This is a genomic window from Jiangella alba (assembly GCF_900106035.1).
Classification (GTDB): domain Bacteria; phylum Actinomycetota; class Actinomycetes; order Jiangellales; family Jiangellaceae; genus Jiangella; species Jiangella alba.
Window position 1 is genome coordinate 824,846 of record NZ_FNUC01000004.1, and the last position, 24,822, is coordinate 849,667.

General features: G+C 73.7%; 21 protein-coding genes, 1 tRNA gene and 1 pseudogene. 17 read left to right on the top strand and 6 right to left on the bottom strand.

Annotated features, from left to right (window positions below):
• Window positions 1–27 precede the first annotated feature (27 nt).
• Window positions 28–400, top strand: a pseudogene (locus BLV02_RS38620) (transposase family protein); the annotation flags it as partial.
• 176 nt (window positions 401–576) lie between these two features.
• On the opposite strand, the gene BLV02_RS21610 reads toward BLV02_RS38620, so the two are convergent.
• Both BLV02_RS21610 and BLV02_RS21615 read right to left on the bottom strand, forming a co-directional pair.
• Window positions 577–1,569 (bottom strand): LacI family DNA-binding transcriptional regulator, encoded by a 993-nt coding sequence (locus BLV02_RS21610; protein ID WP_069110081.1) that lies wholly within the window; start codon window positions 1,567–1,569, stop codon window positions 577–579.
• The gene (locus BLV02_RS21615) at window positions 1,566–2,477 is read right to left on the bottom strand and encodes a fumarylacetoacetate hydrolase family protein (RefSeq protein WP_069110082.1); all 912 of its coding nucleotides are present in this window, start codon (window positions 2,475–2,477) and stop codon (window positions 1,566–1,568) included. Before BLV02_RS21615 ends, BLV02_RS21610 begins: the two co-directional genes overlap by 4 nt.
• Window positions 2,478–2,646: 169 nt before the next feature.
• Here BLV02_RS21615 and xylA point away from each other — a divergent pair, with 169 nt between their 5' ends.
• Together xylA and BLV02_RS21625 are read left to right on the top strand one after the other, a co-directional pair.
• Window positions 2,647–3,804: a xylose isomerase gene (xylA, locus tag BLV02_RS21620; RefSeq protein ID WP_069110083.1), complete on the top strand. Its 1,158-nt coding sequence runs from the start codon at window positions 2,647–2,649 to the stop codon at window positions 3,802–3,804.
• Window positions 3,805–3,813: 9 nt separating this feature from the next.
• Window positions 3,814–4,686 (top strand): arginase family protein, encoded by an 873-nt coding sequence (locus BLV02_RS21625; protein ID WP_069110084.1) that lies wholly within the window; start codon window positions 3,814–3,816, stop codon window positions 4,684–4,686.
• On the opposite strand, the gene BLV02_RS38355 is transcribed toward BLV02_RS21625, so the two are convergent.
• The gene (locus tag BLV02_RS38355; protein ID WP_083288375.1) at window positions 4,667–4,924 is read right to left on the bottom strand and encodes a cupin domain-containing protein; all 258 of its coding nucleotides are present in this window, start codon (window positions 4,922–4,924) and stop codon (window positions 4,667–4,669) included. The genes BLV02_RS21625 and BLV02_RS38355 overlap by 20 nt on opposite strands.
• A 28-nt stretch (window positions 4,925–4,952) precedes the next feature.
• Here BLV02_RS38355 and BLV02_RS21635 point away from each other — a divergent pair.
• Together BLV02_RS21635 and BLV02_RS21640 are read left to right on the top strand one after the other, a co-directional pair.
• A tRNA-Ser gene (locus tag BLV02_RS21635) sits at window positions 4,953–5,027 on the top strand.
• Between the two features lie 25 nt (window positions 5,028–5,052).
• Window positions 5,053–7,347: a hypothetical protein gene (locus BLV02_RS21640; RefSeq protein WP_069110085.1), complete on the top strand. Its 2,295-nt coding sequence runs from the start codon at window positions 5,053–5,055 to the stop codon at window positions 7,345–7,347.
• Here the strand turns inward: BLV02_RS21640 and BLV02_RS21645 are convergent.
• Window positions 7,337–8,719 carry a pyridoxal phosphate-dependent decarboxylase family protein gene (locus tag BLV02_RS21645; protein WP_069110086.1) on the bottom strand — a complete coding sequence of 461 codons (1,383 nt, stop codon included), beginning with the start codon at window positions 8,717–8,719 and terminating at the stop codon, window positions 7,337–7,339. The two genes, BLV02_RS21640 and BLV02_RS21645, sit on opposite strands and share 11 nt — an antisense overlap.
• A 219-nt stretch (window positions 8,720–8,938) precedes the next feature.
• On the opposite strand from BLV02_RS21645, the gene BLV02_RS21650 reads away from it, so the two are divergent.
• A complete protein-coding gene (locus tag BLV02_RS21650; RefSeq protein ID WP_141711436.1) occupies window positions 8,939–10,834 on the top strand; it encodes a cytochrome d ubiquinol oxidase subunit II in 1,896 nt (631 codons plus the stop codon).
• Window positions 10,722–12,320 (top strand): hypothetical protein, encoded by a 1,599-nt coding sequence (locus BLV02_RS21655; RefSeq protein ID WP_141711437.1) that lies wholly within the window; start codon window positions 10,722–10,724, stop codon window positions 12,318–12,320. Before BLV02_RS21650 ends, BLV02_RS21655 begins: the two co-directional genes overlap by 113 nt.
• Here BLV02_RS21655 and BLV02_RS21660 read toward each other — a convergent pair.
• Window positions 12,301–14,259 carry an AfsR/SARP family transcriptional regulator gene (locus tag BLV02_RS21660; protein ID WP_069110089.1) on the bottom strand — a complete coding sequence of 653 codons (1,959 nt, stop codon included), beginning with the start codon at window positions 14,257–14,259 and terminating at the stop codon, window positions 12,301–12,303. The genes BLV02_RS21655 and BLV02_RS21660 overlap by 20 nt on opposite strands.
• A 62-nt stretch (window positions 14,260–14,321) precedes the next feature.
• Here BLV02_RS21660 and BLV02_RS21665 point away from each other — a divergent pair, with 62 nt between their 5' ends.
• The 10 genes from BLV02_RS21665 (at window position 14,322) to BLV02_RS21710 (ending at window position 23,827) form a co-directional block, all read left to right on the top strand.
• Window positions 14,322–15,200, top strand: coding sequence for an alpha/beta fold hydrolase (locus BLV02_RS21665; protein ID WP_069110090.1), 879 nt, complete (start codon window positions 14,322–14,324; stop codon window positions 15,198–15,200).
• A 194-nt stretch (window positions 15,201–15,394) separates the two neighbouring features.
• A complete protein-coding gene (locus BLV02_RS21670; protein ID WP_069110091.1) occupies window positions 15,395–16,111 on the top strand; it encodes an NIPSNAP family protein in 717 nt (238 codons plus the stop codon).
• 173 nt (window positions 16,112–16,284) lie between these two features.
• Entirely contained in the window at window positions 16,285–17,046 is a 762-nt protein-coding gene (locus BLV02_RS21675) for a GntR family transcriptional regulator (RefSeq protein WP_069110092.1), read from the top strand.
• A 46-nt stretch (window positions 17,047–17,092) separates the two neighbouring features.
• Window positions 17,093–18,388 carry an extracellular solute-binding protein gene (locus BLV02_RS21680; RefSeq protein ID WP_083288377.1) on the top strand — a complete coding sequence of 432 codons (1,296 nt, stop codon included), beginning with the start codon at window positions 17,093–17,095 and terminating at the stop codon, window positions 18,386–18,388.
• A 4-nt stretch (window positions 18,389–18,392) separates the two neighbouring features.
• Window positions 18,393–19,307 (top strand): carbohydrate ABC transporter permease, encoded by a 915-nt coding sequence (locus tag BLV02_RS21685; RefSeq protein ID WP_069110094.1) that lies wholly within the window; start codon window positions 18,393–18,395, stop codon window positions 19,305–19,307.
• Window positions 19,304–20,161 carry a carbohydrate ABC transporter permease gene (locus BLV02_RS21690; protein WP_069110095.1) on the top strand — a complete coding sequence of 286 codons (858 nt, stop codon included), beginning with the start codon at window positions 19,304–19,306 and terminating at the stop codon, window positions 20,159–20,161. The genes BLV02_RS21685 and BLV02_RS21690 overlap by 4 nt, the downstream gene beginning before the upstream one ends.
• Window positions 20,158–21,105 (top strand): N-acetylglucosamine kinase, encoded by a 948-nt coding sequence (locus BLV02_RS21695; RefSeq protein WP_069110096.1) that lies wholly within the window; start codon window positions 20,158–20,160, stop codon window positions 21,103–21,105. Before BLV02_RS21690 ends, BLV02_RS21695 begins: the two co-directional genes overlap by 4 nt.
• Window positions 21,098–21,766 (top strand): N-acetylmannosamine-6-phosphate 2-epimerase, encoded by a 669-nt coding sequence (locus BLV02_RS21700; RefSeq protein ID WP_069110097.1) that lies wholly within the window; start codon window positions 21,098–21,100, stop codon window positions 21,764–21,766. The genes BLV02_RS21695 and BLV02_RS21700 overlap by 8 nt, the downstream gene beginning before the upstream one ends.
• Window positions 21,763–23,052 carry a hypothetical protein gene (locus BLV02_RS21705; RefSeq protein WP_141711438.1) on the top strand — a complete coding sequence of 430 codons (1,290 nt, stop codon included), beginning with the start codon at window positions 21,763–21,765 and terminating at the stop codon, window positions 23,050–23,052. The genes BLV02_RS21700 and BLV02_RS21705 overlap by 4 nt, the downstream gene beginning before the upstream one ends.
• A 4-nt stretch (window positions 23,053–23,056) precedes the next feature.
• Window positions 23,057–23,827 (top strand): sugar isomerase domain-containing protein, encoded by a 771-nt coding sequence (locus BLV02_RS21710; RefSeq protein WP_083288378.1) that lies wholly within the window; start codon window positions 23,057–23,059, stop codon window positions 23,825–23,827.
• 1 nt (window position 23,828) lies between these two features.
• Here the strand turns inward: BLV02_RS21710 and bla are convergent, their stop codons facing one another.
• Complete coding sequence (gene bla / locus BLV02_RS21715; protein ID WP_074946580.1) at window positions 23,829–24,752, bottom strand: class A beta-lactamase; 924 nt, start codon at window positions 24,750–24,752, stop codon at window positions 23,829–23,831.
• Between the last annotated feature and the right edge of the window lie 70 nt (window positions 24,753–24,822).

The window sequence follows — 24,822 nt, forward strand, 5'->3', positions numbered from 1 at the left end:
CCCTCGTGACTGAACGAGAACTCGAGCGTCTGGCTCAAGCGCTACGAGGAGGAAGGCGTCGAGGGGCTCAAGGACCGCTCCAGCGCTCCACACCACTCACTTCGGGCCGGGCAAGATCTCGATGTACCTCGAGCGCTACCACCAGGTGAAGATCAGCCCTTCGGACGTGTGGCGGATCCTGCGCAAGGCCGGCGTCAACCGGCTGCCGGCCTCCCAGCGGTACAAGCGACGCGAAACTCGGTGGAAGCGCTACGAGAAGCAACGGCCGGGCCACCAGCTGCAGGTGGACGTGAAATTCAAGGGCATCGGCCACGTCCGAATCAGGCCGCGAACACCACGCCTCAACGGCAAGGTGGAGCGCAGCCACCGCATCGACTCCGAAGAGTTCTACCGGCTCCTCGAAGGCGAGATCATCGACGACGCCCGACTCTTCGAGACCCGGCCGGCCCGCCGCCCGCCGGGAGTACTGTTCCGGCGCGGTGACACCAGCGCCAACTGTTGGCACGAGTGTCACCCCGCCGCACGCCCACCACCCGGGGGCCCGCATCTGATCGGCGATCAAGAGGACTCAGTCGTCTAGGGAGCGGCCGTGCTCTCCCGGGTGATCAGGCTGGTGGCCAGCTCGATCCGCAGCGGCTGGTCGGTGCCGGGCGGGTCGAGGACCGTGCGGATGGCGATGCGGGCCATCTCCATCAGCGGCTGACGCACCGTGGTGAGCGCCGGCGACACCCACTCGCACAGCGCGACGTCGTCGAAGCCGACGACGCTGAGGTGGTCGGGGACGCGCAGCCCGCGCCGGTGCGCCTCGGCGTAGACGCCGGTGGCCTGCAGGTCCGACCCGGCGAAGACGGCCGTCGGCGGGTCGGGCAGGTCGAGCAGCACACGAGCCTGGGCCGAACCGCCGTCGGGGCGGAAGTCGCCGTAGCGGACGAGCGCGTCGTCGGCCGGCAGCCCGGCCCGGCCGAGCGCCGCGCGGTAGCCCTCGACCCGCTGCTGGCTGCAGACCAGTTCCGACGGGCCCGTGATGACGCCGATGCGCCGGTGCCCGAGGCCGATCAGGTGCTCGGTGGCGGCCAGCGCGCCCGCCCAGTTCGTGACGCCGACGGTGGGGATGGCGGCGTCGAACCCGCCGACGGGGTCGACCAGCACGAACGGGATGCCGGCCGCGGTGAGCCGGCGCGCGCCACCGGCCGGCAGCGGCGCCAGCGCGAGCAGGACGCCGTCGGAGCGGCGGGCGGTGACGCGGTCGAGCCAGCTCGCGTCGTCGCGGCCCTCGGTGGCCGTGACGACGACGGCGGCGCCGGCCCGGCGGGCCTCCTGCTCGGCGCCGCGCAGCACGTCCATCGACCACGGCGTGTTCAGCTCGGAGATGACGAGGTCGATGAGTCCGGTCCGCTCCTCGACGCGGGTGCCGCGACGCTCGTAGCCGCGGGCGTCGAGCAGGTCCTGGACGCGGGCGCGGGTGGCCGGCGCGACCTCCGTCCGGCCGTTGAGCACCTTGCTGACCGTCGCCTCGGAGACGCCGGCCTCGCGGGCGATCTCGGCGATCGTCACCCGGGTGGTCGTCACGGCGCCGCACGCAACCTGACGTCGTCGCGCGCGCCGGCCAGCCACGACATCGCCTCGACGCCCTCGACGACCGGGTTGGACAGCGCGCTGACGCCGCCGACCTCGATGCGGACGACGTCGCCGGTCCGCAGCGTCCACGGCGCGGCCGGGACCAGGCAGGTGCCGGTGGACAGCACGGCGCCGTCGGGGAAGACGTCGGCGCGCACCAGGAACGACACCAGCTCGTCGAACCGGCGGCGCAGTTGCGACGTGCTCGCCGTGCCGGACCAGTCGTCGGCGCCGTCGCGCGTGATCGACATGGACACCGGCAGCGCGTACGGGTGGGGCACCTCCCACGCGGGCCGGACGCCCGGGCCGACGGCGCACGCGCCGAGGTAGGCCTTGGCCTGCGGGAGGTAGAGCGGGTTCTCGCCCTCGATGGTCCGCGACGAGACGTCGTTGCAGACGGTGTACCCGGCGATCTCGCCGTGCGCGGTGACGACGACCGCGACCTCGGGCTCCGGGACGTCGATGCGGGAGTCGGCGCGGACGGCGATGGGCTCGCCGTCGCCGACCACCCGCCAGGCGACGGACTTGAAGAACAGCTCCGGCCGCTCGGCGTCGTAGACCTGCTCGTAGACCGACGCGGACCGCTCGCTCTCCTCGACCCGCGCCTCCTCGGACACCTTGTACGTGACGCCGCAGGCCCACACCTCGGTGCCGCCGTCGACGGGCGGCAGCAGCGACACGCCGTCGACGGGCAGCACCGGCCCGGACGCGCTCTCGACGACGGAGCGCAGCGACGCCAGCGGCAACCGCCACAGCTCAGCGAGCGACCCGGCCCCGTCGAGCGTGGTGACGGTGTCGCCGTCGAGCACGCCGACGCTCGCCTGGGGGGACGACGGGGTGGCGAACCTGACCAGCAGCACAGCGACTCTCCGTCCACGACCGCCGAAAGTTTCGGAATCTCCACGGTAACGAGCGTCACAGCCCGACGTCAACGGGCCGCCATCAACCCACGTCCAGCCCTTGCGATGACCAGAGCCCGGGCCTAATGTGGCGAGGTAGTCCTGGAAACTTTCGGCTGGAGGCCGCCGCATGAACGACTACACCCCCACCCGCGAGGACAGGTTCTCCTTCGGCCTCTGGACGGTCGGCTGGGAGGGCGTGGACGTGTTCGGCGGCGCCGTCCGCCCGCGGCTCGACCCCGCGCTCGCCGTGCACAAGCTGGCCGAGCTGGGCGCCTACGGCATCACCTTCCACGACAACGACGTCATCCCGTTCGGGGCGTCGCCGTCCGAGCGCGACGCCGCGCTGAAGCCGTTCCGCGCGGCCCTCGACGAGACCGGCCTGCAGGTCCCGATGGTCACCACGAACCTGTTCTCGCACCCGGTCTTCCGCGACGGCGGGTTCACCAACAACGACCGCGACGTGCGCCGCTTCGCCGTCCGCAAGGCCGCCGACCAGATCGACCTCGGCGCTGAGCTGGGCGCCAAGGTGTTCGTCGCCTGGGGCGGCCGCGAGGGCGCCGAGTCGGGCGCCGCCAAGGACGTCAGGGCCGCGCTCGACCGCTACAAGGAGGCGTTCGACCTCCTCGGCCAGTACATCCTCGACCGCGGCTACGACCTCAGGGTGGCCATCGAGCCGAAGCCGAACGAGCCGCGCGGCGACATCCTGCTGCCGACCATCGGCCACGCCATCGCGTTCATCAACGAGCTCGAGCACCCTGAACTGGTCGGCCTCAACCCCGAGGTCGGGCACGAGGAGATGGCGTCGATGAACTACGCGCACGGCATCGCCCAGGCGCTGTGGCACGGCAAGCTCTTCCACATCGACCTCAACGGCCAGACCGGCCCGCGCTACGACCAGGACTTCCGGTTCGGCGCCGGCAACGCCCGCGGCGCCTTCTGGACCGTCGACGTCATCGAGTCCGGCGGCTACGACGGGCCGCGGCACTTCGACTTCAAGCCGCCGCGCACCGAGGACATGGACGGCGTCTGGGCGTCGGCCGCGGGCTGCATGCGCAACTACCTCATCCTGCGCGAGAAGACCGCCGCGTTCCGCGCCGACCCGGAGGTCCAGGAGGCGCTGGCCGCGGCTCGGCTGGACCAGCTGGCCACCCCCACGGCGGCCCCGGGCGAGACCGTCGACTCGCTGCGCGCCGACGCGTTCGACCCCGAGGAGGCGGCGCAGCGCGGCATGGCGTTCGAGCGGCTCGACCAGCTGGCGCTGGACTATCTCTACGGAGTCCGCTGAGATCGAGGGGTGGGCTGGTTCCTGCTCGGCGCCCCGTGGGACTGTTCCGCGTCCGGACGGGGTGAGGCGGACGCGCCCGGCGCGTTGCGGGCCGCCGGGCTGACGTCGCTGGTCGAGGCGGACCTGGGCGACGCGGACACCGTCGTCTCCGGCGGCGTCCGGGACCCGGAGACCGGGGTGCTGGCGCTGCCCGCCACGGTGGCGGCGGCCCACGCGCTGACGGCGTCGCTGACAGCCGCGCTGCGGGACCGGCCGGGGTCACGGCCGCTGGTCGTGGGCGGCGACTGCAGCCTGCTGCTCGGCGTGGTCCCGGCGGTGCGCCCGGCCGGGCTGTGGTTCCTCGACGGTCACCCCGACTACCTCGACGGCGCGACGTCCGACACCGGCGAGACCGCCGACATGGACCTCGCGATCCTCACCGGCGCCGGCGCGCCGTCGCTCGTCTCCCTGGGCGGGGCCGTGCCGATGCTCGACCCGTCCGCCGTCGTCCTGCTCGGGCACCGGACCACCGGGCTCGACCCGGCGTCGGCCGCCGAGGTGGACCGGCTGCCGGACGCGCTGCACCGGATCGCGGCGCCCGACCTGCTGGCCGACCCGGCGGCGGCCGGACGCTCGGCGCGCGACCTGCTCGACGGTGACGGGATCTGGCTGCACCTCGACCTCGACGTCCTGGATCCGTCGGCGCTGCCCGCGGTGTCGTACCCGCAGCCGGGCGGCCCGTCGTGGGAGCAACTGGCCGACGTGCTCGCCCCGCTGGCGGCGTCGCCGCGGCTGCTCGGCGTCAGCGTCGCCGACTTCCGCGCCGACCTCGACCCGACCGGCGACCACGCCCGCCGCGTGGTGGAGCTGCTGAGCGAGGTGGTTACTCCAGCCACTCGGTGATGAACACCGGGCTGGCGTGCACGTCGATCATCTCGAGGCGGCCGGTGCCCGTCTTGGCGAACTTGTGCGGCACCTGGGCCGGGCAGACGATGATCTGGCCGGCCCGGCCGACGATCTCGTCGTCGCCGACGGTGAAGAGGGCTTCGCCGCCGCCGTGATCGCGGCCCTCGAACTCCGTCGCCGATCCGTCCAGCTCGACGGGGAGGTCGGCTTGCTCGACAACGGTGGCACGGCCGATGGCCCGATCGTACGATGAGCGCGAACCACATGGAGTAGCTCAGTGGGAGATCGCCCGGCTGCTTACCGGGAGGGCGCAGGTTCGATTCCTGCCTCCATGTCCACGTCAGCCGATCGGACGGAGTCCTCGTGCCCGACGAGCAGCAGCCCTCGTCCGGCTACGCCTTCGGCCAGCTGGAACGCGCGCTACGCATGGCGGCCGGGCACGACGATCCGGCGGTGCGCGAGCGGGCCCTGGCCAAGGCCGAGCGCTGGCGGGCGGTCATCGGCGGCATGGCCGGCGGCGAGTTGACGGTCGGGTCGCGCACGCCGGTGGCCGGCACGCCGGCGTGGGTGACGCTGGAGGTCGCGCACGGCGGCTTCGCGACCGGCCGGCTGCTGGCCGAGCTGCCGCTGAGCGACGACGAGACCGCCCGGGTGGCCGGGCTGCCGGCCGAGGCGCCCGGCACGACCGACCGGGACCGGCTCAACCTCTGGTACCTCGGCGACGCCGGTCAGGCCGAGCTGCTGGACGCGCTGGCGTCCGAGCGGTATCGCATCGAGCTGCCCGAGGACGCCGCGCTGCCCACCGTCGCCTGGCTGCTCCGGAACGGCCGGCACGAGGCGGCGCTGGACCTCGTCGCGGAGCTGCGCCCGTGGATGCACCGCCTGCGCCTCACGCCGGCGCTGACGGCGAGCGCCCTGCCGGCCGCCGGCACGTCGGTGCACCTGGAGCCGGTCGGACCGGTCCGCGACGGGCTGCGCGTCCGCGCCGTGCCGGCCCAGGTGGCGGCCATGCGCGAGACGCTGGGGGTCTGGCATCCGCTGTACGACCGGCTGGTCGAGCTGTGGGCCGGCACGGTCGAGGGCGAGCTCCCCGAGCTGGGCGCCGACGGCACCGTCCGCGGCGGCTGGCCGTGCCGGCGCTGGCCCTCAGACTGGGAGCCGCGACGGGAGCAGTGGCTGGCCGACGCCGCGGCCGCCCGCGAGCACGGCGACACCACCCCGCACCCGAAGAGCAACCTCGCCCGCCTGCACGCCGCCCTCGAACGCTGCCCCACCGACAGCTCGTCGCTCACCGGCCGCGAGGTCGGCTGGATCCGGCGCGCGCTGGCCAACACCGTCACGGCACGCGGCGCGCCCGGGTCGCCGCGGCGGGCCGCGCTGCGTGCCGTCCAGGCCGCGGTCACCGACCGGCCGACGCACGCCGCCATCGCGCGGATGCTGGCCGACCGGCTGGAGCCGTACCCGGCCGACGCCGGGCTGCCCTCCGTCGAGGCCGTCACGGCCGGGCAACCGGTGCCGCGAGAGCTGGTCGAGAAGCTGGAACGGGCCTGGGCCGCGCCCCTCGACCGCCTCGTCGAGCACGGTGTCGTCGGCTCCGGCGAGGTGCTGGCCACGCTGCTGCCGCGGGTGACGGCGCAACTGCTGGCGGCGAACCTCGACGACCCCGCGCTGCGGCAGCTGTACACGCAGACGTACGCCGCGTTCCGGCGCCGCCGCGGGCTGCTGCTGCTCGACCTGCAGCACCAGGTGCGGTTCGAGGAGCTGCCCTGGGCCGCCGCCGTCGCACCGCTGCGGGCGGCCACGTCGGCGACGCAGGACGCCGCCCGGCAGGCACTGCGCCAGACCAGCCTGCTGGCGCTGACGGCGTTCCCGCAGGCCATCCTGCCCAACCCGCTGGTCCGCGAGCTGACCGCGCTGGCCACGCAGGCGAAGGCGGACGTGCCGCTGGTCGAGGAGGTCGCGGCCGACATCTTCATGGGCACGTTCAGCCGCAAATGGCACCGCGCCGCCGCCGTCACCGGCGAGGCTATGGCCGGCACGCTGTACGCGCGGTACTACGACCTCCCCGACGCCGCGTACTGGGCGGCGCACACCCCGCCGCCGGAGCCGCCCGGCCCACGCGACCCGAACGCCGTCCCCGTCACGGCGGCCGCGTTCGGGTCGCTGTGCGTCGCGCGGGCGGCGGAGGCGCGTACGGGCGGCGGCAACCACGTCGCGGTCAGCGGCACCACCATCGAGCAGAGCCAGATCCTCACCACGCACAACCTCGCCCCGCTGCTGCACGTGCTCGGCCTCGGCGACCAGCTGCGGCCGCAGGCGCCGGAGCTGACCGGCCGGGCGTTCCGGTGGCTGGTGCGCCGGCTGACCCAGCCCGCGCCCAGCCACCACGCCGCGCTGATCACCGTCAAGAACGTGGCGTACGCGTGGCGGCAGGCGATCTTCTTCGCGTCGTTCTGCGACGATGCCGAGCAGCGCGCCGCCGTCGGCCGTCTGCGCTCCCTCGTCGGCGCCGCCGGGTTGACCCGCTTCGCCCCGGCGGTCGACGGCCTCACCCACGTGGTGGACGGCGGGCGGTTCGGGGCGGACGGGACGACACTCGGCGGCGGGCGGCGGCTGCTCGGCTGGGCCGCCGGACCGCACTGGTACCTCACCCGCTGACGACGGCGGCCCGGGTCAGGGCGTCGATGCCGCGGGCGACGTCGGCGTCGTCGGTGGACCAGTTGCTCACCGAGATGCGCAGCACCTCGCGCCCGCGCCACCGGGAGCCGGTCATCCAGACGGTGCCGTCGGCCATCAGCCGCCGGCCGACCTCGCGCGTGCGGGCGTCGTCGCCGAAGACGAGGCAGACCTGGGTGAACACGACGTCGTTGAGCACCTCGGCGCCGGGGACGTCGCGGCGGATGCCGTCGGCGAAGGCGGTCGCGTGCCGGCACAGACGGTCGACCAGCTCGGCCAGCCCGGACCGGCCGAGCGAGCGCAGCGCCGCCCACACCGGCACCGACCGCGCCCGCCGCGACAGCTCCGGCACCCGCTCGTACGGCTCGAGGTAGGTCGCGTCGGTGACCAGGTAGTCCGCGTGGTAGCTCATGGCCGAGCGCAGCGCCGCGGGGTCGCGGACGGCGACGATGCCGCTGTCGTACGGCACGTTGAGCGTCTTGTGCGCGTCGGTCGCCCACGAGTCGGCGGTCTCGGCGCCGCCGACCAGCGCGCGGGTGCGCGGTGACGCGCCCGCCCACAGCCCGAACGCGCCGTCGACGTGCACCCAGGCGCCCGCGGCGTGAGCGGCCGGGATGATCTCGGCGAACGGGTCGAAGCCGCCGGAGTGGATGTTGCCGGCCTGCAGGCAGACGATGGTCGGCGGGCCGTCGCGCAGCGCCTCCGCGCACGCGTCGGCCAGCATGCGGCCCTGGTCGTCGACGGCGACGGCTTCGGGTGCGCCGAGCCCGAGGTAGCGCAGCGCGGAGTCGACGGACTCGTGCCGTTCGCGGCCGACCAGCACCCGGACCCGCGGCGCCCCGGCCAGCCCGTGCTCGCCGACGTCCCAGCCGGCCCGGGCCAGGACGAAGTCGCGCGCGGCCGCCAGACCGGCGAAGTTCGCCATGGTCGCGCCGGTGACGAACCCGACGCCCGCGCCCGGCGGCAGTCCCAGCAGGTCGAGCAGCCAGGCCGCCGCGATGTCGTCGACGGCGGTGCCGGCCGGGCTGGCTGCGCGCAGGGCGGCGTTCTGGTCCCACGCGCTGACCAGCCAGTCCGCCGCCAGCGCGGCCGGCAGGGTGCCGCCGATGACGAACCCGAAGAACCGCCCCGACGGCGTCGCCACCAGCCCCGGTTCCGCCGCGTCGGCGAGCAGCCGCACCACGTCGGCCGGATCGGACGGTCCGTCGGGCAGCGACGTGCCCAGCGCCGCCCGGACGTCGTCGGCGCTCACCTCGGCGCGCACGATCCGCTCGTCCAACCCGTCCAGCCACGCCCTGGCCCGCGTACTGGCGACCTCCAGGGCGGCGGCGAAATCGTCTCGGGCAGCACTCATCTCGAACCCCCTGTCGCAAAACACGACAATTCAGTCACCGTCATGATCTTCTCATTCCGCATCGGCGGCGATACGCTCCATGATCAAGGGGGCGTCATGCAGGGCACCTGGGTGAAAGCCGAAGCGCCGGACGCGACCACCGCACTGCGCCACGCGATCACCCAAGTGCCGGTTCCCGGTGCGCCACCGCCCTCCGCTCTGGACGAGGCGGAAGTCGGATTGTCGTTTCTCGACCTCGCGTTGGAGCAGAATCACGTCCGCCGCATCACCGAACGGCTGGCATTGGTCGAACACCTGGCACCGGAATGCACGACCGAGATCGACGTCAGTCTCGGGCTGCTCGACCAGGAGCAGCGCATCGCCTGCGAGTCGTTCCAGCAACTGCGCCAGCGCAACCCGGCGAAAAGCCGCGACGAGCAGGGCCTCTGGGTGCCGGTCGCCCGCCTCCCACGCCAGTTCAGCTTCCCGATCGACGTGCGCGACTACGACGGCTCCCGGGTGCCGCGGCTGGCCCAGCTCGAGCTGGCCGGGCCGGTGGCCGCGGGTCTCTACCAGTTGCTCCGGAACGCGCTCGGCAGTCACCCGGACGCCAAGCTCACCGACAGCGACCTCGCGGATTTCCTGTACACGACCGGTGAGCCGAGATGGCTCGTGCAATCGGCATTGACCATGCTGATCTCCAGCCGGTCGCAGGCGACTCTGCCGAACACCACGGCGTCCACGAACAGTCACGGACATCGGCACACGGCGCTGCGGATCCTCGACGCCTACGACGACACCTTGCGGCAATTCTTCCATCTCCTGGGCGTCGCGCTGAACGAATACCTGCTGGTCGTGAATCTCGATGAGGAACGCGACAATCACCTCCTCAGCTACGACGTCCCGCTGCTGCGGAAACCGGTGCGCGGCCGGCCGCTCAACGCGCGCGGCGTCTACGTCGTGCGCTACCAGACCGAGGTACCCAGCAGCCTGCGCTCGTATCACCTCGTCGCGGCGACCGAGCAGTCGCTGCAGATCTCGGACATGTACCTCACGTCGATGGCCGGCACGGACGACGTCGAACGGATCGAGCGCGACCTCGGCTACCTGGCCACGCTGGTCGATCCGGCCGGCGGCCAGAACGTCGTGCCGAGAAGCATGGTGGAGCACGAGCTCGAGACCACCGTCGGCGCGCTGGCCGAGCTCACCCGCCGGCGGCGCTGGGAGGCCGCCGAGGCCGGGATCCCGTGGCCGATCGAGAGTCTGCGGGCCACCGAGACCCTCGCCGCCGCCTGGCACACCCGGTCCGGGCCGTTCCTCGACAACGTCCGGGTCATCGCGGACCGGCTGCGGCGCGCCGCGACGGAGATCACGACGCAACAGCTGGGCTCCGACTACTTCCAGACCGACGTGGTCTCGGCGTCGCGGAACCATGCGTACTGGCGCCGGCTGGAGGAGCCGGTCGCGACGACGGAGCGCACGCAGATCGAGGTCGGGATCCTGGTCCAGGACGCGACCCGGTCGGGTCCGCGCGCCCTGCTCGCCTACGCCGGCACGGTCCTGGTGCTGTCCTACGCGACGATCGCGCTGCTCGCCGGCGGGTTCTGGTGGCCGTTCCTGGACCACCCCGACCTGCGGGACGGCATCGAGCGGGACGCGCTCGTGGCCGTGCTGCTGCTGGTCCCCGGGTTCCTCTACACCCGCCTGCAGTTGCCGCCCCGGCACTCGATCGCGGCCAGGGTCCGGGAACGGTCGCGGTACCTCGCCTACGCCACCATCGCCGTGGCCATCGCGGAGGCGCTCACGATCGCCACGGTGACCTCGGACGACACCCTGGTGGTCGTCTTCGCGATCGGCGTGGCCTGCCTGGCCGTCCTCGTGGCGCTCAGCATCGTGGTGGACCTGCCGCGGCGCGAGTTGCGCCTGACGACGCCGACGGTCCCGACGTGGGCGCGGCGGCAGGGCCGGGGCAGCACCTACACGCCCGACGTCGAGTTCGCCGCCCTGGGGGTGATGAGGAACCATGGCTACGAAGGAAGCGCCGGCTCCGGAGCACGAGACTCCGCTGCCCGACTCCGTCTATCGCTCCGGCGTGCGCGCCGTTCAGGTCAACTTCCAGGTGCACCATCTGCGTGATCGGCCCGGCTACCTGCTGCCCGTCCTGCGGACCTCACGCCAGCCGTTCAGCCTGGACGAGACACTGAGCTCCAGCCTGAACGGCGCCGCCGTGGTCGCCGGCACGCGCCGCGGCCCGCTGGCACCCACCCTGTGGACGAGTCACCAGGGCCGCGCGGTACCGGTGCGAATCTCCGTGCACCGCAAACAACCCGGCACGCTGGTCTTCGTCGGTTCGGCCCGGCCGAACCCGAGCTTCCTCTACGAGGACACCGAACGGTTCGAGCTGCTGATCGTCATCGATCCGGAGCGATCGACGACGCGGCTGACGGACACTCGCGCCATCGTCGAAGCGCTCAGCGTCATCGCACGGTCGGCCGTCGAGGACGCCGAGGCGCCGATCCTCTCGCTCCAGTGCCCGGTCCAGCTGCCCGTCGCCGACGCCTCGGGCGACCCCGCCGCGGAGCGCCTGGAGTCGTGGCCGGAACCGTCCCGCGTCGCCATCCGCGCCATGCTCGCGCTGCGGAACGCCAGCAGCGAGCTGCGCTGCCGGGTCGTGGCCCGGATCGCGAAGCGGTGCCGTACGAACGGGTTCGGTCTCTGGATCAGCGATCTGCGCACCGGCCACGGCCCGGGCAACTGGATCAACCTCGTCGCCGTCGACGACGCGGCCGCCGCCCGGTTCCGGGAATCGGTCGACGCCGGCACGGACGATGACGTCGACTTCGTCGTGCCGGTGACGTTGGTCGGCCCGGCGCGCGTCGGCACCACCAACGCCGTCCTGTCCTACCTGGCGAGGTGCGACGGCATCGGCGTCGCGGGCTGCGCGATCTCGGCGCTCGACGACCTCGCCTTCATCCACCTCCAGTTGGCCCGGTCGACCTCGCGCTTCGACGAACCGCTGCCCAGCCACGAACAGTGGCTGGAGTTCAACGAGACGGCGTCGGCCGAGCGGTCGCTGGAGATCCGGATGCACGACCTGGTCACCAGGCTGGGTGGACGTCCGGCCGCCGTCGGTGACCTCGACGGGCAGCGCGACGAGCTGTCGCCCAGCAGCCGGGTCGGCCTGAAGATGACGGACTACCAGCTGCTGGCCGGGCCGACCATCCTGACCAGTCACGGAGCGGACGACCGGAAGGCGCTCTGGTTCTCCTGGCGGCAGGACTCCGAGCAGGAGCTGTCCCACGTCGTCGACGCGCTCGGAGAGGCGGTCCGCCTGAGCGGCATGGCCTCGGCCGGCCACTTCGGGGCCGAGGGGTTCAACATCGACTACCTCGTGTGCCGGCGGATCCGGGGCACGAGCTTCCGCGCCAAGGGGAAGCTCATCATCGACCGCCGCACCGCCAAGGACAGCGTCACGCCGTCGCCGCACGAACCGGCCGAGACCCGGCTCAGCGTGCGGCTGGAGGACGCGTGGCGCGACCTGCTCGACCACCGGCGTATCGGCGGCATCCAGGACCTCTCCGTGGCGTGGCGCGAGTACTACCTCAGTGGCCGGCGGCGCTGAGCCCGTCGTCCAGCGCGGCGAGGTGCAGCGCCACGGGCCCGGCGGTGAGGACGCCGCTGCCGGCCCCGGCCAGCTCGCCGGCCGCCGGTGTCAGGGCGGCCCGGGCCCGGGCCGCGAGCGCGTGGTCGCCGGCCAGCAGGGCGGCCCGTCCGGCCAGGCACCAGGTGGCCTCGAACAGCAGGTCGCGCGGCGGCTCGGGCAGCACCCGCAGCTCCGCGGTGGCGGCGGCGCGACCACCGTGGGCGAGCAGCAGCAGCGGCCGGGCCCAGGGCGCGTACGGTCCCCAGTCGGTGTCGGCGTCGAACGTCAGCGGCCGGTCGTGCCACACCCGCAGGCACAGCAGCGCCAGTGGCAGCAGCCCGCGCTCCAGGCCGGGCATGCCGGCGCCCTCCAGCCGGGCCGCCGCCGCGCGGTAGGCGGCCTCGGCGTCGCCGACGGCGGCGGCGCCACCCGTGGACGCCAGCCGCACCGCCCGGTACCAGCGGGTGAACACGCCGACCAGCGGACGGTCGTGGCGAAGGCCCAGCTCGTCGGCCGCGGCGGCGTGCTCGTCGGCGGAACCGAAGTCGCCCAGCGCGGCCCGCGCCTGCATGCGCACCAGCCGGCCGAGGATCTCGAAGGCCGACAACCCGTGCCCCGCGGCCAGCGCGACCAGCTCGGCCCCGATGGCGTCGCGCGACGGCGCCAGCCCGGCCCGCTGGAACGTCTGCAGGAACGTCGCGTTCAGCGCGAACGCCAGCAGCGCGGGGTCGTGCAGGCGGCGGGCGATGCGCTCCGCCTCGGCGGCGGCCTCGGCCGGACGCGGCGAGCGGGACCCGCGCGACTCCATCGCCACGGTCGCCAGCAGCCGGGCGCGGGTCGCGGGCGGGGCGGACGGCGGCAGCGCGGCCAGCGTGCGCTCGGCCGCCCCGACGACGCGGGCCGAGCGGTCCGGATGGTCCGACCGGGTCCAGACGCCCGGCACGTCGTAGCTGCCGATGACCCGCGCCGTCAGCTCCGGATCGCCCAGCTGCTCGGCGGCGGCGACCGCGGCCACCCGCTGCTCCTGCGCCGCCGCGAGCCCGTGCCCGCCGGTGAGCGCGAGCACCCGCAGCAGCCCGACGGTCGACTCCAGCCGCCCGGGCGCGCCCGCGGCCACCGTCTGGTCGAACGCCGCGGCGGCGTCGGCCCACACCCGCCCGACGGCGTCGACCGGCAACTCCTGGCGCAGCAGGTCGGTCTCCAATTGCCGCAGCCGCGGCCCGGGATCGACGCCGAGCTCGTCGCCGAGCAGCGACCGCGCCCGCCGCAGCACGTCCAGCGCGTCGGCCTGGCGCCCGGTGCGGTACAGCGCGAGCGCCAGCAGCCGCCACGCGTCCTCGCGCCACGGGTGCTCGGCGACGTGGGCGTCGAGGTCCGGGACGGCGTCGGCGGACCGGCCCAGCGCCAGCAGCGCCTCGGCCCGCCGCTCGACCGCCGTCAGCCGCAGCTCGGTCAGCCGGGTCCGCTCCGGCGCCGCCCAGCCGGCCGCGGCGAAGTCGGCGTAGGCCGGACCGCGCCACAGCGCGAGCGCGTCGTCCAGCAGTGCCAGCGCCTCGGCCGGCGCCGCCCGGCCGGCGGCCTCGACGCCGGCCCCGAACCGCCACGCGTCGACGGCGTCCGCGCCGGCCCGCAGCGCGTAGCCGGGGCCCTCGGTGACCAGCAGCGTCGCCGGAGTGCGCGGGGCGCGGTGCGGCTCCAGCGCCCGGCGCAGCGCGGCGACGAACGTGCGGACCGCGACGACGGCGCCGTCGGGCGGCGACTCCCACAGGTCGGTGACGATGCGCCGGACCGGGACGACGCGACCGCGCGCCACGATCAGCCGCGCCAGCACCTCGCGGTGCCGCGGCCCCTTGAGGTCGACGTCTTCGTCGCCGGTCCACGCCGCCACCGGGCCGAGCACGCCGAACCGCGTGCTCATCGAACGCTCATCGGCGGGCCGGACGCTGGGAGACACACCCAAGGATCACCCAGAGGAGAGTCATGACGCCCACCATCCCGGACTTCGAGTACCGGCGGGTGCCTGGAGACGGCGACGTCGCGCTCAATGTCGCCGTCGGCGGCAGCGGCCGTCCGGTCGTGCTGCTGCACGGGTTCCCGCAGACCCACCTGATGTGGCGGCACATCGCCGCCGACCTGGCCGCCGACCACACCGTCATCGTGCCCGACCTGCGCGGCTACGGCAGCAGCGACAAGCCCGGCGCGGACGAGGACGCCACCTACGCCAAGCGCACCATGGCCGCCGACGTCGTCGCGCTGGCCGCGCACCTCGGGCACGAACGGTTCGCACTGGCCGGGCACGACCGCGGCGCGCTGGTGGCGTTCCGCGCCGGCCTGGACCACCCGGACCGCGTGACGCACCTCGCGATCCTCGACGTGCTGCCGACGCTGGACATGTGGGACGTGCTGCACGGCGCGTCCGCGGCGGTCGCGTTCCACCTCTACCTGATGGCGCAGCCGCCGGGGCTGCCGGAGCGGCTGATCGCCGGGGCGCCGGACGAGTTCTTCGGCTACTTCCTGGACCAGTGGGGCGCCGATCCGGCCGCGATTCCGGCGGACGTGCGGGCCGAGTACCTGCGGGCCTGCGCGGCGGCCGTCCCGTCGATCGTGGCCGACTACCGCGCCTCCGCCGGCATCGACGTCGAACACGACGCGGCGGACAAGGCAGCCGGCCGGCGACTGGCGATGCCGGTGACCGTCGTGCAGCAGGACTGGGGCGCGGCGCTCGGCTACGACGCGGCCGGGCTCTGGAAGGCCTGGGCGGACGACCTGCGGCACAGCACCACGACGGCCGGGCACTTCATGGCCGAGCAGGACCCGGCCGCGGTCGTCGCCGAACTGCGGGCGCTGCTGCGCCGCTAGGGGGTGTCTGACGGATATTGGCGGATGCGGGCGGCGTCCAGGGGCCGGTCCAGCAAGGCGGAGGAGGAGGTCGATGCGGTGCCATCGAGCGACGACGACAACGCCGCTGGTCGGCGTCTGGGCGTCGATCCGCGCCGCCGAAGATCCGTCAGACACCCCTAGGGTTGTCGGTGCCGGGCACTACCGTGCCCGGCATGACGCCCGACCTGTGCTGCCCCCTCGTCGAGCTGCGGCAGTACACCGTGCACGCCGACCGCCGCGACGACCTCGTCACGCTGTTCGACCGCGAGTTCGTCGAGACGCAGGAGGTACTCGGCGCCCGGCTGATCGGCCAGTTCCGCGACCTCGACGCGCCCGGACGGTTCGTCTGGATGCGTGGCTTCGCCGACATGGCCACGCGGCACGAGGCGCTCACGGCGTTCTACTACGGCCCGGTGTGGGCCCGGCACGGTGCGGCCGCCAACGTCACCATGATCGACTCCGACGACGTCCACCTGCTGCACCCCGTCGACGCCGGGTCGGGCTTCCCACTCCCCGGCGTCGGCGGCGCCGTCGTCCGGCCGCCCGCCGCCGAGACGTCCGCGCTCGTGGGCGTCGAGATCTACCCCGTCGCCGGCGACCTCCGCGAGTTCGCCGAGTTCTTCACCGCCGAGGCCGAGCCCGCGCTGGGCGCCGCCCCGGTGGCTCGGCTCGAGACCGACCCGTCGCCCAACACCTTCCCGGCACTGCCCGTGCACGACGACGCCCGCGTGTTCGTGTGGGTGGCGCGCTTCCCCGACGCCGACGCCCACGCGGCGCACCGGGCCGGGTGGGACGAGCGGCCCGGCCTGCGCGCCGAGCTCCGGCGACGGCTGTCCGGGCCGCCCGCCGTGCTGCGGCTGGCGCCCACCGCGCGGTCGCTGCTGCGCTGACCTCCGTTTGGACCAGTTGCCGCCCCCGCAGCTACAAAAGCCCGTGGCCTGCGGCATCGCCGCGGATGTCGGCCCCGCCACTGGTCTACTCGGGCTTCCCCGATGCCCTGGTGCCGTCCAGCGGCACGGACTATAAAGGTGCGCACCTCACCTCATGTCGAGGAGCTCACACCATGGCGAACGACGGCTTCGGGTCCGCGACCGGCAAGGTCGCGCAGGTACGCGGTCGCCTGCTGGAGCTCATCGACCACGGCGACGAGGGTGTCGCACTCCCGTCGGAGCGCCGGCTGGCGCACGACTGGGGCGTGGCCCGCATGACCCTGCGGCGGGCCCTCGACGACCTGGCGACGGCCGGGCTCGTCGTACGCGAGCACGGCCGGGGCAACTTCGTCGCGCGACCGAAGTTGACCCGCCGCCTCGCGATGACCTCGTTCTCCCAGGAGATGCGCAACCGCGGACTGGTGCCGGGCAGCGTGACGCTGGAGTTCCGGCGGCTGCCGGCCGGTCCGCGCCAGGCCCGGACGCTGCGCATCCCCGTCAACACGACGATCGTCCGGTTCACCCGGCTCCGCACCGCCGACGGCGACCCCATCGGCGTGGAGACCACCTGGGTGGCCGACGACGTCGTGCCGGATCTGACGCCGGCGGACCTCGACGGGTCCTGGTACGACCTGCTCGCGGACCGCTACGGCATCCCGATCCTGACCGGCCGCACCACCATCGAGCCGACCCTGCTCGACGAACGGATCGCCGCCGTGCTGCACACGGACCCGGGACGACCTGCGTTCCAGCTCGACGTCGTCACGTTCGGCCCGAACGGGCGGGTCGTCGAGTGCGGCACCGACCTGTTCCGCGGCGACCGGTTCCAGTTGACCGCCGAGCTCCGGCCGGTGCCCGCCCCGGCGCTGCGCAGGCACGCCCGGCGTTCCGCCTGACCTTCCGCTCCGCCCGTCCGGGCGGACCGACGAAAGCGAGCAACCCATGAGCGTACGAGCGCGCGCCCGCGTGGTGCTGATCCCGGCCGCGGCCGTGCTGGCGGTCGCCGCCGCCTGCGGTTCCGACGGCGGGTCGACCGGCGGCGGCGACACCATCGAGCTGACCTACTGGACGCACACCCACCCGCCGATGACGGAGCTGAACGAGCAGCTGATCGCCGAGTACGAAGAGGCGAACCCGAACGTCGACATCACCTACGAGACCATCCCGAACAACGACTTCGGCACCAAGATGCTGACGTCGCTGAGCAACGGGTCCGGTCCGGACATCATCAACATGGACGACAGCGCGCTGCGCGGCGAGTACATCCCGAAGGAGCTGCTGGCGCCGATCGACCCGGCCGCGTTCGGGGTCGAGTCCGCCGAGGAGCTGGAGGCGCTCTACGTCGACGGCACGCTCGACGGCGCGAAGGGCGACGACGGCACCCTCTACGGCGTCCCCAGCGAGTTCAACGCCACCGCGTTCGCCATCAACACCCAGCACTTCGCCGACGCCGGCCTCGACCCGGCGAGCCCGCCGCAGACCTGGGACGACGTGTCCGAGTACGGCCAGCAGCTGGTCGCGGCCGGACACGAGGGCTTCAACTTCGTCTACCTGCACTCCGGCTGGTACACCCAGCAGCTGCAGACGTTGCTGAACGAGACCGGCGGCTCGATCCTCAACGAGGACGGCACCGGCTCGGCGCTCACCGAACCCGAGTCGGTCGAGGCGCTGCAGATCTGGCACGACCTCATCCGCGAAGACCAGGTCGGCAACGCCGACACCGCCTCGCGCGAGGCGACGTCGCCGTTCGAGGACTTCGCCTCCGGCCGCCGCTCGATGACGATGATCTACCCGTGGGCGGTCGAGCAGATCGCGCAGGACAACCCCGACACGTTCGAGAACCTGGCGGTCGTCCCGCTCCCGCAGGTGGACCCGGCGAACCCGTCCGGACGCTGGTACGGCTACTACTTCGCGGTGAACAAGGCCTCCGAGCAGCAGGAGGAGGCGTGGAAGTTCATCGAGTACATGACGTCGCAGCACGAGCGCTGGCTCACCGACGTCAACTTCGTCCAGCCGTTGCAGGGCTGGGAGCAGTCCGAGGCGGCGGCGAACATCCCGTTCCTCGACGTGTGGTCGCAGGCCTACCAGCAGGGCAAGTTCGACGAGGTCGGGCCGCACTGGAGCGAGGTGCAGGACGCGATCAAGGCGGCCGTCGAGCGGTCGGTCTTCGACGGCCAGCCACCGGCGGAGAGCCTCGAGGAAGCCTCCGAGTCGGTCGACCAGAGCGTCTCGAGCTAGGCGCATGGCGGTAACCCGAACCGCACCGGACCGGGCCCGCGGCGCGCGGGCCCGGCCCGCGGGCCCCGGCCGGTCCGGCTGGCGGCGCCGCCGCGACGCCGTCGGGCTGGTGTTCGCGCTGCCGGCGCTGGCCCTGTTCGCGGCGTTCGCGATCTACCCGATGCTGCGGGTGTTCCAGCTCAGCCTCTACGACTACAACCTGACCAGCACGCCGGTCTGGGTGGGACTGGACAACTTCCGCTTCCTGTTCGGCGACGAGCGCTTCCTCGCCTCGCTGGGCGCGTCGCTGTTCTTCGTCGTGGTCACGTACGGGCCGGCGGTGCTGCTGGCGCTGGTGCTGGCGCTCGGCCTGAACACCCGCATGCGCGGCAGCGCGTTCGTCCGGCTGCTGTACTTCGCGCCGGTCGCGACGTCCTGGGTGGCGGTGTCGGTGATCTGGCGCCTGGTGCTGCAACCGGAGGGCCTGCTCAACCAGACGCTGAACACCGACATCCCGTGGCTGACGTCGTCGACGTGGGCCAAGTGGGCCATCGCGATCGCGGCGATCTGGAAGGAGGTCGGCTTCTTCCTCATCATCTTCCTGGCCGGGCTGCAGAACATCCCGAAGGACCTGCAGGAGGCGGCCGCCCTGGACGGCGCCGGGTCGCTGCGCCGGCTGCGCTACGTCACGCTGCCACTGCTCAAGCCGATCACCGTCGTCGTGCTGGTGATGGCGGTGATCCGCGGCTTCCAGTCGTTCAGCCCGCAGGTGGTGCTCACCGGCGGCAGCTTCGGTACCGAGGTGATCAACCTGTTCGTGTACAAGACGGCCTTCGCCAGCGCCCGCATGGGCCGCGCCTCCGCCGTCGCCGTCCTCATGTTCGTGCTGCTGCTGATGGTGACGTTCGTGCAGCTCCGGGCGCTGCGGAGGTCCGCATGAGCGCCGGGGTGATGGTCGTCTCGCGCAAGCGGAGGCCGGTCGGCAAGGTCGTCGTGTTCGTGCTGCTGCTGGCCGGCGGCCTGGTGTTCGCGTCGGTGTTCGTCTACGCGGCGCTGTCGGCGGTGAAACCGGCCGACGAGGTGCTGGCCAGCCCCATGCGCTGGCTGCCGACGCAGTGGCTGTGGGGCAACTTCACGCTGCCGTTCGAGCAGGCGCCGTTCGCGCGGTACTACCTCAACAGCACCGTCGTGGGCGTCTCGGTGACGCTGCTCAACGTCGTCACCTGCACGCTGGCCGGGTACAGCTTCTCGAAGTTCGCCTACCGCGGGCGCAACCTGCTGTTCTTCGTCGTGCTGGCGACGCTGATGGTGCCGCTCGAGGTCATCTACGTGCCGCTGTACGCGCTGGTGTTCGACCTCGGCTGGGTCAACAGCTTCGCCGGCCTGATCATCCCGTCGGCCACCAGCGCCTTCGGGATCTTCCTCATGCGCCAGAGCATCGACGGGCTGCCGGACGAGCTGCTGGAGGCGGCGCGCATCGACGGCGCCGGCGAGCTGCGCATCCTGTGGAACGTCGTCACGCCGATGATGGCCTCGCCGATGGCCGCGCTGGCGCTGTTCATCTTCATGACCAACTGGGACAGCCATCTGTGGCCGCTGCTGGTCGGCAACGACGCCGACCACCAGACGTTGCCGGTCGGGCTGGCCGCGATGCAGGCCAACAACCTCGGCTCCGGCGGCCTCCCGATGATGATGGCGGCGGCGCTGCTGGCGCTGCTGCCGACATTGCTGCTGTTCCTCGTCCTCCAACGCAAGTTCGTCGAAGGGATCACGATGACGGCGGGGATCAAGTGAGCCTGGAGCTGGCCGTCGACGGCGGGCAGACGAATCTGCGGATGGCGTTGGTGCGCGACGGTGTCGTCGTCGAGATCACGCACGCCGGCGGGTTCGCCTACAGCGCCGAGACGGACCTGCTGGACAGCGTCGCCAACGCGGTGACGGAGGCGTACGAAGGGCTCGGGTCACCGCCCGGGGTGCAGCGGGTCTGCCTCGGCCTGACGGCGGCGCCGCTGCAGCCGGACCGGCGCCGCCGGCTGGCGGCACGCATCCACGATCGCCTCGGCGACCCGGAGGTGTGGCTCGGCCCGGACATGGTGACGGCGCACGCCGGGGCGCTCGGGGGCGCCCCCGGGGTGGTCACGACGGCCGGCACCGGCGTCGTCTGCCTGGGCATCGACGCCGACGGCGGGACGCACCAGGGCGACGGCCACGGCTACCTGCTGGGCGACTCCGGCAGCGGCTTCTCCATCGGGCGGGCGGCGCTGCGGGCGGTGCTGTCCGCCCGGGACGGCCGCGGCCCGGCGACCGCGCTGACCGAGGCCGCACAGGACGCACTGGGCGACCTCGCCGGGCTGTCGCAGCGCATCTACACCTCGCCGGCGCCGGTGCGGATGGTCGCGCGGTGCACGCCGTGGGTGGCCGCGGTGGCCCGGGCCGGCGACCCGGTGGCCCGGGGCATCTGGGCCGACGCCGTCGACGGCCTGGTCGCGACGACGGCGGCCGTGCTGGCCCGCTCGTTCCCCACCACGACGCGGGTGCCGGTGTCCTACGCCGGTGGCCTGTTCGCCATGGACGACCTCGTGCGCCAGCCGTTCACCGACGCCATCCGGGCCCGCTGCCCCGGTGTCGAGGTGCGCGAGCCGCTGGGCAACCCGCTCGACGGCGCCGTCCGGTTGCTGGCCGGGCTCGGCCCCTACGCACCGCTGATGTTGACCGCCGGGAGTGACGCCCATGTCTGACGCCGTGTTCCCGTTCCGTTCGATCGTGGTCTCCTGCCAGGCCGCGCCCGCCAACCCGCTGCACGGTCCCGGCCCGATGACGCTGATGGCGCGGGCCGCGGAGGCCGGCGGCGCGGCCGGCATCCGGGCGAACGGCCCGGCCGACGTCGCCGCGATCAGCGCGGCGGTCTCGATCCCGGTCCTCGGCATCAACAAGACCGGCGACCGCGACGGCGTCTACATCACGCCGACCTTCGAGGCGGCCGAGGCGGTGGTGCGGGCCGGCGCGACGGTGGTGGCGCTGGACGGCACGCAACGGCCCCGGCCCGGCGGCGACCTCGCCGAGCTGATCGGCGCCATCCACGACCGCCTGGGCGTGCCCGTCATGGCCGACGTCGACACGCTCGCCGCGGGCCGGTACGCGCGGGCGGCCGGCGCCGACCTCGTCGGCTCGACGCTGTCCGGCTACACCGGCGGGCCGCTGGACGGCGACGGGCCGGACCTCGCCCTCGTCCGAGCGCTGGCGGACGAGCTGGACTGCCCGATCGTCGCCGAGGGCCGGTACTGGACCCGCGACGACGTGCTGGCCGGGTTCGCCGCGGGCGCGCACACCGTCGTCGTCGGGACCGCGGTCACCAACCCGATGGCGATCACCCGGCGCCTGGTCGAGGCGGTGCGATGAGGGCCGGTCACGGGTCCGTGCCGCTGCCCGTCCCGGACGGCACGCCGCTGGGCGGATACGCGGCGCGGGTGGCGCCGTCGGACGGAGCGCTGGCGCCGCTGCGGGTCGACTGCGTGTCGATCGCCGCGGGCGCGGACCGGTTCCTGCTCGTCGTCGCGGAGCTGGCCGGGGTGAACACCGACCTCGTGGCCGAGATCCGGCGGCGGACTCTGTCGGTGCCCGCCCCTAGGGTGGGCACCCTCCCTGGAGGGGCGGGTCATGCCTACCCCATCGCCGCTCCGGTCGGCGACGCGGTGTGGGTCTGCGCCACCCACACCCATTCCGGCCCCGACGTCGGCACGCAGGCCGGCGGCGGCACGACGCCGGCCACCTGGCTGGCGGCCGTCGCCGCCGCGGCGGCCGAGGCGGCCCGGCTCGCGGTGGCGAACGAGACCGAGTGCGTCGCCGCCCATCACGACGGCGTGCTCGACGGGGTCGGCTCTCGTCGTGGCGCCGACGACGGCGACCGGCGGGTCCCGGTGGACGTGCTGCGGTTCGGCCCGGCCGGCGCGCCCGCGGGCGTCCTGGCCGTGGTGCCGGTGCATCCGACCGTCCTGCCGGCGTCGTCGTCGGTGGTCAGCGGGGACCTCACGGCGTGGATCCGGGACGAGCTCCGCGCCCGGCTCGGCGGGTCGCCGTGGGTGGTCGTCGCCACCGGAGCGGCCGGCGACGTCAGCACCCGCTGGACCCGCACCGAGCAGACCGCGGGCGAGGGACGGCGGCTGGCCGCGCTGGCGGCGGACCAGCTGGCCGCGCTCGTCGCGACGCCGGGCCGGGCCTGGAGCGCCGACGACGGGATCGACGCGGCCCGGGCGACGCTGCCGCTGCCGGTTCGCCACGACGACCGCGACCGGCTGGCCGGGCTGCGCGCGGAGTTCACCGGCCGGCTGGCCGGGCTGGCCGACGGCGACCCGTCCGGCCGGGCCGCCGTCACCGCGCTGCAGGGCGTCGAGGCGGCCGCCGGCCGGTCGGGCGCCGCGACGGTGCCGCTGGAGCTGGCCGCGGTCCGGCTCGGCGGGCTGACCTTGCAGGGCATCGGCGGCGAGCCGTTCCTCTCGCTGCGCGACGTCGCGGCGCCGTCGGTGCTGCTCGGGTACGCCAACGGCTACGCCGGGTACCTGCCCGCCGCCGCGGACTTCGCCACCCCCGGCTACGAGGTGCTGATCTCACCGTTCCGCCCCGACGCCGCCGAGCGCGCCGCCGGGGTCCTGCACGAACTCGTCCACCGCACCACCCACGGAGGCTGACACGATGACCACCGACGCCGAGACGATCGACCAGAACGCCGCCGCGCGGATCCTGCTGGCCGCGGCCGACCGGCTGATCGCCACGCAGGCCGACGCGATCTCCGCGGCCGCGCGGCTGATCGCCGACGGGCTGCGCGGTGGCGGGCTGATCCAGGCGTTCGCCACCGGACACTCGCGCTCGATCACCGCCGAGATCGTCGGCCGCGCGGGCGGGCTGGTCCCGGCGAACGCGCTGTCGATCAAGGACCTCGTCATGTACGGCGGCGCCGACCCACGCGAGATCCTCGACCCCACCGTCGAACGCGACCCGGCGCTGGCCCAGCGGATCCTCGACCTCGCCGAGCTGCATCCGAGCGACGTCTTCGTCATCACGTCGAACTCTGGCGGCAACGGCTCGGTCGTCGAGCTGGCCCGGCTGGCCAAGGCCGGCGGGCACCCCGTCATCGCGATCACGTCGGCCGAGCACACCGGCCAGATCACGTCGCGGCACCCGTCCGGCCTGCGGCTGTTCGAGCTGGCCGACGTGGTGATCGACAACGGGTCGCCGCGCGGCGACGCCGCGCTCGAGCTGCCCACCGGCGCCCGCATCACGCCGACGTCGTCGCTGACCGGCGTGCTGATCGCGCAACTCCTGATCACCGAGGTGTGCGGGCTGCTGCTGGCCTCCGGCGACGACGTGCCGGTGCTGGTCTCGGCGAACGTGCCCGAGGGCGACGCGCACAACCAGGAGCTGTTCGCCCGCTACGGGTCGCGGCTGCGCCCGCACGAGCCGTGACCTAGTCGCTCAGTTCGTCGACGACGATCTCGGTGGCGGCGGCGATCAGCGCGGGGTCGGACTCCGCCTCCGGATCCAGCCGGTTGGAGTAGACGGCGAGCACGATCGGCGCGGCGCCCGGCGGCTCGATGACGGCGACGTCGTTGCGCCCGCCGTGCGTCGCGGAACCGGTCTTGTCCGCGACGACCCAGCCGTCCGGCACACCCGCCCTGATCAGCTCGTCACCGGTGGTGTTGGCCCGCATGGTGTCGTGCAGCAGCGTCCGGTCCTCGTCGGCCAGCAGGTCGCCGAGCAGCAGGTCCTGGACGTTGCCGGCCATCGCCCGCGGCGTCGTCGTGTCGCGCTCCTCGCCGGGCACCCAGTCGCTGAGGCCGGGTTCGATGCGGTCGAACGACGTCGTCGTGTCGCCGAAGCCGCGGACCGCGGCCTCCAGCCCGTCCGGGCCGCCGAGCTGTTCGAACAGCAGGTTCGCGGCGGTGTTGTCGCTGAGCGTGATGGCGGCCTCGATGATCTCCAGCAGGGTCAGCCCGACGCCGGCGGCCGGCTCGGTGACCGGCGACCAGCCGACCACCTCGGCGGCGTCGACCTCGATCAGCTGGTCGAGGTCCGCGGGCTCGGTGGCCTGCAGCACCGCGGCGGCGGACAGCATCTTGTGCGTCGACGCGAACGCGAACCGCTCGTCGGGACGGTGCTCGACGATCTGGCCGGACCCGGTGTCGATCGCGTAGACGCCGAGCCGGGCCGCGTAGTCGTCCTCCAGTGCCGTCAGGGCGGCCGCGACCACCGGGTCCGTCGTCGGCGCCGCCGGGCTCGCGCTGGTCTCGGCCGGGCTGGGCGCGGCGGGGGCCGGCGGGGTGTCGTCCGCGCCGCAGCCGGCGATGACGGCGGCGACGGCCGCGAGGACCGGCAGGGTGGTGAGTCGCATGCGACCAGCCTCGCCGCCGCTCGTCATGCGCGCAAAGACGGATACGGACGATTCCATGCCGATCCGGCAT